Origin of the sequence: Halomonas sp. 3A7M (genome assembly GCF_014897875.1) — a bacterium.
Taxonomy (GTDB): domain Bacteria; phylum Pseudomonadota; class Gammaproteobacteria; order Pseudomonadales; family Halomonadaceae; genus Vreelandella.
Genome location: NZ_JABUZD010000159.1, coordinates 15,643 through 27,660, shown reverse-complemented (window position 1 = coordinate 27,660; position 12,018 = coordinate 15,643). Strand labels below are relative to the sequence as shown.

Below are 12,018 nucleotides of genomic sequence, written 5' to 3'. Positions count from 1 at the left end.
CTGAGTGCGGTACTGGCTGAGGTACTATGAGAAATCCAGGCTAGTACTGTTCTTTGCCATTTCGCAGTTTATTGCTTATTTCCGCTGGTCAGAATTGGGGCAATTTATTGCTATTGAAGGCTCCAATATTCTGCAAAGCACCGGATTTACCGGGCTACCGCTAGTAGGCGCGTTTATTGCGATGAGCGCAGTGCTGAACGTCTTTATGACCAGCGGCTCCGCTCAGTGGGCATTAATGGCCCCGGTATTCGTGCCGATGCTGATGATGATCGACTTCGATCCAGCTTTTGTATTGGCAATGTTCCGCATAGGCGATTCCAGCACGAACATCATCTCCCCTATGAGCCCATATTTTTCGGTAGCACTGGTGTATATGCAGCGCTATAAGCCAGATATGGGGCTAGGCACGTTGATAGCCACCATGCTGCCGTTAGCCATAGGCTTTTTGCTCGCCTGGTCAGCGTTTTTGATGTTCTGGCTGGCCATGGGCTGGCCAATTGGCCCAGGCGTATACATGATGGCTAACTGATACTTCAGTACGTCACTGCATCGCCATCATTAACTTCCACAAATAGTCGGCAGCGGGCGAAAGCCTTCTGCCGACTCTACGCACCAAATTGCCTTGGCTACTAGCGGCCATAGGGTGGTCAATGGGAATCGCCTTCAGCAAACCAGCGTTTACTTCGCTGCGTGCAGCAGCAGCCGTCATAAACGACACGCCAATCCCCGCACATGCCAACCTTCGAGACACCGAATGCAGGTTGCAACGATAGGCAGGCGTAGCCAACTGCCCGGCAGCACCAAATAGCGCATTCACGAACTGCTGCGAGCCCGAGGCATCCGGTAAAAAAATCAATTTGTGCTGTAATAACTCCGTGACCGACACGCTATCTTGGCGGGCAAGCCGGTGGGATGGTGCTACCAGCGCGCACAACGGCCCCCGCTCAAAAGAGTGCACTACTAACCGTGGGTCTGAAATGGGGCCGTAGGTAATAGCAATATCCACCTCGTCGCTGGCCACCATCTCATGGGGTTCTCGGGGGTAATAAATCCCTGTTTTAATCTCGATCAGCACGTCGGGATAATGCTCGGAAACACGGCGCATCACGTGGTTGATAAAGCTATCCACAAAGCCATCACCTACCGAGACTACCACCTTCCCCGACTGTAAATTGCGTAACCGAGACAGCGTATCTCCCAGCTCTGAATTCAACCGCCACTGAGCAAGAAATCCTTCCACTACCAATTGGCCTGCTTCGGTCAACGTCACATGCCGCCCTTGACGCTCCAACAACGCCATGCCCAATTCTCTCTCCAACCCACGTACTTGGCGGCTTACCACAGAGGGATTGATATGCAGATGCTCCGCCGCCGCACGAATGCCACCGCAACTGCTTACCTCAAATAAGTAAAACGCACGTTTATCCAGTAGGGTCATGATGATCTCGTGTGAATAACCTCGTGCCGATGAGCTCGCACACCAGCTTTTTCAAACCAATAGCAACAAAATGCCCCTATCTAAGGCAGCTTGCTCCCATCTTTTTTATGCTACTTTCGAAATATAAATAATGTGATTTTATAGTGGCAGACCATGCGTGCCTATCTAAGCCAGAACGTGTGCCCTAAAACCTTATTGAGTCAAAAAATCACCCACACGCTCACATAAAGACATGGAACATGGACACAAAGAGTAGAATGAAAATTACTCTGAATGCGATAGGAGCATGCATCGTTGCAAATAGCTGAGATAACACCCTCTGAGGTGCCAATGGAGCTACTTCTTTTAGCGGATCCCTGCGAAGAAGCCATCAAAAGCTACCTATATCAATCAAGATGCTTCATCGCCTGTGCCAAGGGTTCGGTAGTTGGAGTTTGTGTTATCAAGCCGATTTCTGAGGGAGCACTGGAATTGATGAACATTGCCGTTTCACCATCGGTTCAACAGAACGGTGTTGGTACACAACTTCTCAGGCATGTTATCGAAAAAGTAAAGGCATCTGGTGCGCAACGCTTAGAGGTAGGAACGGGTACATTCGGCTATCAACTGACCTTCTACCAACGGCAGGGCTTTAGGGTTAATTGTATTGATAAAGATTTTTTCTTGAAGAACTACCCTGAGCCTATCATTGAAAATGGAATTCAGCACAAAGATATGCTTAGACTAAGCCTGGAATTTTAGCCCCCTCATAAGATAACGGTTAATAACTCAGCATATTCTCTTTAGACTACTCTATAAACAAACGCGAAAACCCCGCACACGGCGGGGTTTTTAAGCTTACCGACTTAGCCGGTAGCTAATATCTCGGTAGGGAGTTTATTCCACAACCTTGATATTAGAAGCTTGAAGGCCTTTTTGGCCCTGAGTGACGTCAAAAGAAACCTTCTGACCGTCTTGCAGGGATTTAAAGCCTTCTGCTTGAATTTCGGAGAAGTGTGCGAACAGATCGTCGCCGCTAACTTCAGGAGAAATAAAGCCGAAGCCTTTAGTGTCGTTAAACCACTTTACGGTACCAGTTGCCATGATCGAAATCCTCGATTTAGCGAAATTAATGCCGGGGAAATACCCGAGTTACAGAGGGTAGAACAAGAGACTTTCACCAGGCTCAACGCTAAAATGCTTCGATACTGCTGACAACGTTCGACTTGCTAAACAACTGCAATCAGTCTGCGCTTCTATATTACTTACGTCAACAGCTAATACCAAAAAGAGCTAAATAAGGTAACAACAGCCTCTATATTGAGGTGTTTATCCTGAACATAAAATAAAGCTTAATCATATATTGAGGATTTAAAACATTCATTACAGCAACTTACAAACTTATTGGCTGGCATATAGCCAGCCATTCTTTTAAAACAATTTTAAAAAATCTTCTTCAAACGCTTAAATCGCACATCAGCATGGCTTTTCCCGCTTCTTCGTCAGTAATCAACTGCGCCTGATAGGGGCCGCTGTCATGGTTCACCAAGGAATAATCAACGCTTGAAAGCCTTTCCTGCACTTCGTCAATAGGCGCTGAAAACTCAACCAAAAGCACGCTAATGCCGTTTGAGTTTCCAAGATAAAAAACGAAGCTTTCAACTGGCAGGCCGTAGTACTCACCGTTTTTTGCTGCTAAACGGTAGCCGCTATAATCTCGGTTGCGCTCAAAGAAATCTATTTCTCCAAGAACTTCTTTATAAACAGTCGGCAGAACAATCTCGTTAACCTCCGGGTAGAGAGAGCCATCTGGGTAAGTCACCAGATTACGGCGTAGTTCGCTCCACTCCTCAGATTGGGCACAACCGTCTTCCCACGACGCAAGTAAGGGCGTCCAATCTACTGTTGAGCCTGACGCAGCAGTTCCATAGAAAAGCGCGCAGCCGAAAACTGCGGCAAACACTGGCTTATAGGTGCGTTTCATCTAGTTCCCTTTTTAATTTATATTTAATCGAACAAGCTGGCAGGCACGGCATCGGGGGCTCCTAGCTCAAGCCATTGCGTATGTTTTTCTGTGTAGAAATTACGTAATTTATCTCCATGCCACCAATGATCAACAGCACGATTTCCTAAATCAAAGGTGATCGCACCCGCCGCTTCAGCTACGGATAACACGGAGTTTTTTGAAACGCCACAGCGCCTCCCAGCTAAACTTGTATACTCCTGGCTCAAATTTGCATCAACAGAAGTAACTTGGGGTTGGCCACCGGATACAATCCAAGCTTTTCCATGTTCACCGTAAACGCTTCCACCAAAACGTACAAACAGATCAGCGAAGTGCAGGTACTTTGTTTCAGCGTCACAAGAAGCCGTGTGAATATTAATTCCCGCACTTCTGGCTAAGCGCTCCATCAGCTCTTCGTTGCCGCTATCAATCACCGTAAAGTAACTAATGAACTCCATAGGATCGACAGGCTCAGCACGAAAGCTATTGAGCAGGATTTGCTGCGTCCTTTCATCACCTCTTAGGACGGCATCATAAAAGCCCATATATAGTGTCGAGAAGGGCATTTCGATTCTAAATGGCGGCTCACCTTGGCTGACTTGCATTGGGCGACACTCACTATCGAGTAAGCGCAGATTGTCACCGATCACTTCCCTCGCCCTTGGCGTCAGGTTTAAAAATGTTGCCACGGTTAACTGCAAAGGCTCAGACGTGCCTGCCTGCCGTTGATCGATATAGTCAGCAAATGAATAGAGCCGCTCATCGTCTTGGCAAGCAACCTGGGCGAATGCACTGGCGGGCAGTGAAAACAGCGATATTACCCCGGCGGTAAATAGGGCCTTAAAATACATTTACTGGCACTCCTGTGGCTTTATAGTGACGCGGCGACTGACATTAAAATAGGGGTTGATGGGGTCTTCAATGGTGGTTGATTCAGCCAATTGATAGCCATCTCCCTCTTGCTGAACGGCTGGCCGCCAACTGCCCCGGCTTGAAATACCTTCTTCTCGGTAAAAGGCTTCAACCATTTCCCAGGCAATGTTTTTATCAACCACAATGTTGGCATTAGGCTCGGCCTGCTCACCTTGGCACTCGTTGGTATTTTCAACGTAGATACCCTGGCTAAACACATTGTCGTATATCAACCAAAACGCGTTTTCTTCCATCACGTTGCCTAAGCTGCCGACAAACATGCGCGCGACTTGTTGAATAGTGTCAACGTTCTGGCCTAATAACCGATAGTGGTCGCCATCTAATAGATAAAACGCCCAGAACCAACGCGCATCAATCGCCGCTGCTTTGGTACCGCGCAAAAATTCCATGTGCGCACTTAACTCTGGTGTTTGCCTTAACTTAGAAAGCAAGATGTCGAGATGCTCTTCAAAGGGCAGTACCGGATGGCCAATTAGCTCCCCATCAAAGTAATAGACAGGGTTACATTCCATGCTCGCGATCACCATATTGCGCGCTAACAGCGTTTGAACGTTCTCCCCGGCAAATAGAAAAGTACGTAACGTCACCTGGAGAGGGTCCATATCGTCGCCATTGGCTAACGCCTGCAAAGTTCCTCGAGGGTCTTCCTGCAAACGAATATCATCGCCATACTGGCAACCATATTGAGCACTTTCTTGGGCAATGTAATATTGCCACGCTTGCTTTTGCTCTTCCGTTAATGCTGATTGTGCGAAGGATTCGACCACCAAATCGTTAGCATGCGCAGCAGAGAATGTTGTTACCCCTACCGCGATGGCTCCCGCCCATTTCAGCGCTTTTTTCATGATCATTCGTGGTTCCTTGTCACTATCACGTCTAGTGTTTGGCCTGCCGTGCTGGCTGGCAGTTGTCTCGCCCCAAAAACGCCATAGCGTAAGTCGTGAGTTTGTGAAAAGGTGAATACGCCTGTATTGGTGTGGCTCTGATGAACCACTAGCCAGTCTCCCTTGGTCAGAACGCCCTGAATGCCTTCCAACGCTGCTTCCGATAGCGTTAAGGCTTGAGGACGATAGCCGACACCCCTGGCGCGCTCACGCAGGCGCTGAACGTCTGCCAAGCTCATACGACGAAGCTGGCTATCCCCTTCTGCTTGGGGCTCTCCATACTCAGGCCCGAAATAAGCAAGGCCATACTGACGTTCATGCCGCGCAAAACAGCTAAGTACCTGTGGCGTACTGGCGGCAGCGGTAAACCGATGGCCCCCTAGCACATCAGCAATTTGGTCGGCCTCACGACGTACTGCATGACAATTAACTTCGCCCAAGAGCGTAGGTTGGAAATGCACCCATAACGCGATGCCATCTTCATTTCGCTGGATAACACGAGCAAAATCAGTTGCAAGAGGAATACTAACGGGGCGTTTCGCAATCGCGTCGCTACCACAGTCGCCATGCCTGGCGGCTCGCCACTGAAGACTATTTACTCGACTAATATCCATCGCTCTTGAGAAATTGGTAAGGCAGGTACCTTCGCCAGTGATCACCGGAGAACGATGGATCGCCCAGTTGCCGTCACTGAGCTGCTGGACATCAATAAGTGCCGCGTGATGGGGCATGTTTTCATGCAGTGTGGCTAGTTGGCTTTCTAGCGGCGTTGAGACGTCTAGATGCATCACACCTAACGGCCTCTCGTTCTCTGGCAAAGCCACATGAGTGCTGTTTTCTTCGGCGGCAGAGGGAGAATAGGGAGAGAGAGAATAAGGAGAAGCCGATAACTCAACTGGCCTTTCTACCGCAGCTTGTTCAACAGAGCCAGATGTTGTTGCTTCACTTTCCTGGTTATCACTTTCAAGACGCTCTATCGCGTTGGAATGCCCGCTTACCAATGGAGGCGCAAGGTAAGCAGCGAAGCGCCCTAACGAATAGATCACCGGCTGAGTGTGGATTACCCAGGTGGCAAATAACGCGCCCCCCGTAGTCATTGAGCGCTGAAATTCTTCGTTAAAATAACGGTACGTTGGAGTTTGCGTCACCGCCGCACTACTCAACATAGGCACCGTTACAATAATCACCAACCCACCCACTTTGATCGCGTGGGGTAACCAGCGATGTCTGGAACCCATGAGAACAGGAATACTTGCGGCCAAACCAATCGCATTCACTAACGCAAAAAACAGTGAAAAGCCCATCGCAATCGGTGGCACAATAAGTGCTCGAACGTACTGTTTACCCTCTTCTTCTCTAGGCTGACCATTCGCGAGCAGTTGAGCGTCATCATATAACCGCTGACGCTCCGCTTCGGCATACGCTAAATAGTGCGGTAACAGCACCTGGTCTCTGAACTGCTCTGGCGTCAGGTCTAACGTGATGACCATCTGCTCATCACGCGGTTGTAACGCCTCGTGTAGTTGATCCTGAATTGGCTGAGAGGCAATAAAGGCGTCGGCATTCAAATCAAGTGGTAGCGATGCACCTAAATGTTGCTGCATGGACTGATCTGCTTGCTCGCCTATCTCGTGAGACTGCTCTGCAATAATCGCCTCAAGAAATCCCTCCCGGTCATTCGCGCGCCAATCACTGGGTAGCTCAATACCCTGCGCCAGCATTGCTTGCCTTACCTGAGCAGCAACGTCATCACTCGCCACGAAGTGTTCGTAAGAAGCAGGCGCACCTAAAACGGTGGCTAGCTTCCCATTCAAATGCTCGTAAGAGAGGTCTTCACAGCGCTGAACGGTTCGCTGCTCAGTAACGAAACGATTGCCACGACGGACATTTTGGGTCACTACTTCGGGGGCATAGCACCAATCTGTAGGGGCAATATAGTGCCCTAAATTGTCGACTACTTCTTTACGATAAATCTCTTCAACTCGAACAACACATTCATTTCTAAAACGGCCACTTTCACACTGCTGTCGGGCATTAAAATAGGTTGCCAAACTGCGCTGTAGGGTCAGCACCTGGCGAGTGAAAGCCTCTTCGCTTCCTTCTACTTGGTTATTTCGCCATTGGCTTAACAGGTCTTCTTGCACATCTAGCCACGCTTGCTCAGCGTAGCTGGAGATCTCTTGCTGGGCCGCCCAATAATTATCCGAAATCGTTTTATACGCGTCCCATGCACCACGAGTAGACTCTTGTAGCGTTTCATAGCCTTGGTAGCTTTCAGGTAGCTCCTTACTCGCTTCATTTGTCGCCACTTGATGGATAATACGCTCTGCCTCTGCCTTGAGATCATCAACAAAGGCGGGAGAGACAAACGTCATCAGCCCTAATACAGAAAGAAAGCTACGCGTATGAGGTGAATCGAGATCTTCTTCATCAAACGCAATACCTTCCAACTGCAGTGAGTTAGTGGCAAGACCCCGTTTCATCAGCAGAAGATGCTGAGCATCCATGCGCTGCTCGGCAGAAGTGCGATCAATCAATACGTCAACTAAGATGCGCTGACCAAAAAACATGACCGGGAAGCCAATGGCAATCGCCAGCGTCACCTGCTTTATAAACAACTTGGTTGGCTTATTTTTTAATGTGATCAGGCGTAGTAGCAGCAAGCTAAGTCCGATACCCGACAGTATCCGCCCCTCTAATTCCAGCGCTCTAATATCACCGCTCGATAAGCGGGCAACCGATGCATCCACCAAGCGGCTGTTAAACGCTAACTCATAAACTAAGTAGGCAATATTGAGTACGAAGAGTAGCCAAAGCCAAACCCTCCCATTTTTCAGGTAGTGACGCATTATTCTCTTTTTTCGCTCGGTATAGTGATAATGACAGGAGCAGATAGCGGCGCTGTTACTACTGCTGTTCCGCTACCCGTTTTTAATTGGCCTCGCTCTGGCAGCGTTACAACGATAGCGCTGCCTTCAAGCGATACCAAGGCGCCCGTTTGATTCAAATAAGCGCCCTGTTGAATAAAAAAGGCCTGTTCTTCATCAACGCCACGGGCAGCATCATCAGGCAGAACGGTGCCTTCGATGACTAAGGGGGTTCGGGGTACTGCGCTTTGCGAGGAGGGACAATCAGCTTCATCACGACATAACAGCTGTGCAGCGAAATCATCCAAGCTATCTGCATAAACTGGCTGGCTATAATAGCTTTGAACGCAGGAAAAACTGGCTAATATGCCGAAAATGACGGCTGTATTTCGGCATGAAAACACGCTCACTCCCGCTATCGAGTTTTTTGAAATATTAATTATTATTTATAATCACAGACCCGCCCTGTATAAGTCAACGCTACTTTTTAGTTAAATTAACATTTTATTTCCTTTTGCTAATTCATTCTGATGGACGTTTATATCCTGTCGTAGCGCTGTCTTCTGGCCGCTAGCTATCAGGTAAGGTTGAGTTCTTTGAGCATTTTTGAGGGATGTTCGTACCACGTCTGCAACGCCTTTGCCGGCATGGGACGGGCGATACCAAATCCTTGCAACAAATGGCAGCCCATTTCTGTCAGTCGTTTGACGTGAGCGTTACTCTCAACCCCTTCCGCGACGACTTTTTTATTGAATCGTTTAGCCAGATACACAACGCTCTCAACAATGGCCAAATCATGATCGCGCTCCAACATGTTAATAACGAAGCTGCGATCTACTTTAACCACATCCACAGGCAGATCACGTAGATAGGTCAGCGACGAATACCCCGTACCAAAATCATCCAAGGCAACGTTCACCCCTAGCGAGCGACAGGCACGCATGACCTGTGTCGCGGCTTGCAAATCGTCCAGCGCAGCAGACTCCAGTACCTCAAGGCATAGCAGTGCTGGCGACACATCTGGGTGTGCGGCCAACGCACCCTGCAGCGTATCGAAGAAATCGGCTCGGGTGAGTGACTGGGGGCTTAGGTTAATGCATACCTCCAGCATGATGTCGCTGGCATGCCACTCCTCCATCTGCTTCAGCGCTGTTTCGAGCACCCATGCATCAAAGCTCAGTTCTAGTTCGCTACCAGAAATCGCGGGTAGAAACTGACCGGGGGCCAGCAGCCCGCGCTCGGGGTGCTGCCAGCGGATCAGCGCCTCTACACCGGTGACCTGCTGAAAGACTGGATCAAACTGCGGCTGGTAAAAGAGCACAAACTCATCTGCATCAAGTGCACGTGCAATTTGTCCGCGCCGGATCTGAAGGTTCTTAAGCTCTTGTTCGCGCTCAGGATCGAATAGGACGAAACGATTACCACCGGCCATTTTGGCGCGATACATCGCTTGGTCGGCGTGACGTAACAGGGTGTCAGGATCATTGTGATCAGCAGGAAAGAGTGTAACGCCTAGGCTGCCAGTCAGTCTCAGCGGCGCCTTATCTGTGCCCCCTAGTTCAGGTATCGTCAGTGGTTTCGTAACCTGTTGAAGTATAAGATTTAAACGCTCAATACCACCCTCAAATCGGTGCAGCAGAAAAGCAAACTCATCCCCCCCAATACGAGCGATAAGATCACCTGCCCCTAGCGCATCGACTAATTGTCCAGCCAAAACCACCAGGATTCGATCAGCCCCCGCTCGACCAAATCTCAAATTGAGTTCCTGAAACCCGTCTAAGTCAAGTACCGCTATTGCCAGGGTTTCATCTGGCTTGCTGCTATCAAGTGCCTCATGCATAAGCTTAATCATGTGGCGGCGATTAGGCAGCGCGGTCAGGCGATCCACATACCCCGCTCGAAACAGCTCATCCGCATGCTGCTTGATGCGCGTCAGGTCGGAAAAAACGGCAACATGATGGGTAGTGTCACCAGTTTCATTGCGTACCACTGAAATTGACAGCATCTCTGGCAATGGATCGCCGTTTTTGCGTCGATTAATCACCTCACCCTGCCAATATCCCTTCTCGTTCAGCGATGCCCACAGTGACCGATAGAAGCTAGGCGTTTGGCGCCCTGACGATAAGACCCGAGGGTTCTTGCCAAGCACTTCGTCACGGGTATAGCCGGTAATTCGTTCAAATGCTTCATTAACCTCAATAATGCGGTTATCGCTATCCGAGATCATGATCGCTTCACGACTGCTAGAAAACACCTTGGAGGATAGCTCCAGGCGCTTCCAGGCTTCGTCGTTCTGACGGCGCAAGCGTAAGCCGTGAATCAGTTGACCAAGTGGCCGGAGCAAAGGCTCAAGCAACGTAAGCGTTTCATTGCTATACCCCTTAGCACAGTTGGCAAGTCCCAGCATAGCAACCATCTCGCCTTCCACCGAGACAGGCAGACACAACAGCGTATCGAGGGAAGGATGCCCTTTAGGCAGTCCGCCACGCCTTGGATCATGGGAAGGCCGATTGCTAATCAGCGGCTTGCCAGTACGCAGAACATGACCATAGAGTGAGTCTAACTGAGAGAACACTAAACCGTGCGCTTGTGCCTTACGGTAAAGTGTCCGTGAAGCGTCGTCCCAACTAATATCAGTAATGGCGTGGGTCTTAAGAAACGGCTCTCCGCTCTCATCCTTAAACACCTCACCAATAAACCCGTATTCACTCTCTGTTAGCGACAGCAGCGCCTCTAGCGCACCTGAAAACGTATCAGAAATATTATCTCCAGCAATAATGCTCGCTTGCAGGCGAGTGATTAGATCGTCGATACGGTGACGCCACTCAAGTTCGTGTTTGTTCCGCTGAAGGAGCGTAATGTCCTGCAGGGTACCGGCAATATGACGGGCAGGCACCGTATCGTCGATAGAGGCACCCGTTAACTGTACCCAGGTAATCGCCGTTTCGCCGGGGGCTTTCAAACGTAGGCAGGCGTCAAAAGGAGTGCCCTGATGAATGATTCTCCCCAACCCGCTTTCCAGTGTGTCGCGATCTTCAGGCAAATAGTGACTTGCGAGCTCAAAGCGGCTACTAGGTGTTAACGGCGAAGCGCCATGCAAGCGTAGAAACGCCTCATTACTCCATATCGTATTGGAGCTTACATCGAGCTCCCAAACACCCAGCCCCGCGTGATTAATAAGTTGCTCAAGACGCTGAAGCCGCTGCAATTCCAGATGACTCATGACCTGGTGGGCTAAGGTCTGCAAATGACGCTTATGCTCGTCACCTATGGCCCTTAGGCGGTGATCTATCAGGCACAGCGTGCCAATAGAAAACCCGTCGGGCGTCACTAGCGGCGCTCCCAGGTAGTAGCGAATATAAGGCGGGCCGGTGACTAAGGGATTATTCTGGAAACGGGCATCCACAGTGGCATCCACCACCTCCAAAAGCTCGTTTTCCAAAATAGTATAAGCGCAGAACGAGACGTCACGGGGGATATTGGCAATTTCGGGGCCCACTTGGCTCTTGAACCACTGACACTCTTCTTCAACCAAGCTGATCAGCACAATTGGAACGTCAAAAAACTTGGCGGCAGAACGAGTAATAGCATCTAAAACAGCGTCAGGAGCCTGGTTATGACGGATATAGCGCCACATCGCACGCAAACGGTCTGCTTCATTCGGTGGCAATGGTGCAACCATTAACACTCCTCAATGAAACAGAGCTGAAGGTTTGCTAAGGGGCAAAATAATGACGGCCTGAACTCATGACGCATGGGAGACTTCCTTACATTTTTTTTGGCGTCTTTTAGTATCGGCAAGCAATGCAATAGCTTTAGTCGGATATCGCGAGAATTAGCATAAAGGAGGAGCACTTTTACGTTGCTATCACTTATGTTTAGTTACATGGTACGAGTTGAATAGCTACGCGT

Annotated in this window: 10 protein-coding genes; 2 read left to right on the top strand and 8 right to left on the bottom strand. The window is 49.4% G+C overall.

The genetic code is table 11. The annotated features are described in order from the left end of the window. Positions 1-4 precede the first annotated feature (4 nt). Positions 5-529 carry an AbgT family transporter gene (locus INT19_RS13860; RefSeq protein ID WP_319022196.1) on the top strand — a complete coding sequence of 175 codons (525 nt, stop codon included), beginning with the start codon at positions 5-7 and terminating at the stop codon, positions 527-529. Between the two features lie 12 nt (positions 530-541). Here INT19_RS13860 and INT19_RS13855 read toward each other — a convergent pair whose 3' ends face one another. Then, on the bottom strand, positions 542-1,438 hold the full coding sequence (locus INT19_RS13855; RefSeq protein ID WP_193061205.1) for a LysR family transcriptional regulator: 897 nt from the start codon (positions 1,436-1,438) through the stop codon (positions 542-544). Positions 1,439-1,768: 330 nt separating this feature from the next. Between INT19_RS13855 and INT19_RS13850 the strand changes: the two genes are divergently transcribed. After that, positions 1,769-2,179, top strand: coding sequence for a GNAT family N-acetyltransferase (locus tag INT19_RS13850; RefSeq protein WP_038486363.1), 411 nt, complete (start codon positions 1,769-1,771; stop codon positions 2,177-2,179). A gap of 135 nt (positions 2,180-2,314) precedes the next feature. On the opposite strand, the gene INT19_RS13845 is transcribed toward INT19_RS13850, so the two are convergent. From INT19_RS13845 to INT19_RS13815, 7 genes are all read right to left on the bottom strand, one after another. Next, positions 2,315-2,521 carry a cold-shock protein gene (locus INT19_RS13845; RefSeq protein ID WP_038478993.1) on the bottom strand — a complete coding sequence of 69 codons (207 nt, stop codon included), beginning with the start codon at positions 2,519-2,521 and terminating at the stop codon, positions 2,315-2,317. A gap of 352 nt (positions 2,522-2,873) precedes the next feature. Further along, positions 2,874-3,401: a hypothetical protein gene (locus INT19_RS13840; RefSeq protein ID WP_193061203.1), complete on the bottom strand. Its 528-nt coding sequence runs from the start codon at positions 3,399-3,401 to the stop codon at positions 2,874-2,876. 23 nt (positions 3,402-3,424) lie between these two features. Further along, positions 3,425-4,273 (bottom strand): hypothetical protein, encoded by an 849-nt coding sequence (locus INT19_RS13835; RefSeq protein WP_193061202.1) that lies wholly within the window; start codon positions 4,271-4,273, stop codon positions 3,425-3,427. Beyond that, positions 4,274-5,206, bottom strand: coding sequence for a hypothetical protein (locus INT19_RS13830; protein ID WP_193061200.1), 933 nt, complete (start codon positions 5,204-5,206; stop codon positions 4,274-4,276). It abuts the gene before it with no gap. Next, positions 5,203-8,088 (bottom strand): DUF1761 domain-containing protein, encoded by a 2,886-nt coding sequence (locus INT19_RS13825; RefSeq protein ID WP_193061198.1) that lies wholly within the window; start codon positions 8,086-8,088, stop codon positions 5,203-5,205. The genes INT19_RS13830 and INT19_RS13825 overlap by 4 nt, the downstream gene beginning before the upstream one ends. Beyond that, complete coding sequence (locus tag INT19_RS13820; protein WP_141239978.1) at positions 8,088-8,414, bottom strand: hypothetical protein; 327 nt, start codon at positions 8,412-8,414, stop codon at positions 8,088-8,090. The genes INT19_RS13825 and INT19_RS13820 overlap by 1 nt, the downstream gene beginning before the upstream one ends. 269 nt (positions 8,415-8,683) lie before the next feature. Then, positions 8,684-11,788 (bottom strand): bifunctional diguanylate cyclase/phosphodiesterase, encoded by a 3,105-nt coding sequence (locus INT19_RS13815; RefSeq protein WP_193061197.1) that lies wholly within the window; start codon positions 11,786-11,788, stop codon positions 8,684-8,686. Positions 11,789-12,018: the final 230 nt, after the last annotated feature.

What these genes read in the sequence shown, in the direction of transcription:
- INT19_RS13830 (WP_193061200.1), bottom strand. Translation starts at nt 5,206, where the DNA reads ATGATCATGAAAAAAGCGCTGAAATGGGCGGGAGCCATCGCGGTAGGG.
- INT19_RS13825 (WP_193061198.1), bottom strand. Translation starts at nt 8,088, where the DNA reads ATGCGTCACTACCTGAAAAATGGGAGGGTTTGGCTTTGGCTACTCTTC.
- INT19_RS13845 (WP_038478993.1), bottom strand. Translation starts at nt 2,521, where the DNA reads ATGGCAACTGGTACCGTAAAGTGGTTTAACGACACTAAAGGCTTCGGC.
- INT19_RS13815 (WP_193061197.1), bottom strand. Translation starts at nt 11,788, where the DNA reads ATGGTTGCACCATTGCCACCGAATGAAGCAGACCGTTTGCGTGCGATG.
- INT19_RS13835 (WP_193061202.1), bottom strand. Translation starts at nt 4,273, where the DNA reads ATGTATTTTAAGGCCCTATTTACCGCCGGGGTAATATCGCTGTTTTCA.
- INT19_RS13840 (WP_193061203.1), bottom strand. Translation starts at nt 3,401, where the DNA reads ATGAAACGCACCTATAAGCCAGTGTTTGCCGCAGTTTTCGGCTGCGCG.
- INT19_RS13855 (WP_193061205.1), bottom strand. Translation starts at nt 1,438, where the DNA reads ATGACCCTACTGGATAAACGTGCGTTTTACTTATTTGAGGTAAGCAGT.
- INT19_RS13850 (WP_038486363.1), top strand. Translation starts at nt 1,769, where the DNA reads ATGGAGCTACTTCTTTTAGCGGATCCCTGCGAAGAAGCCATCAAAAGC.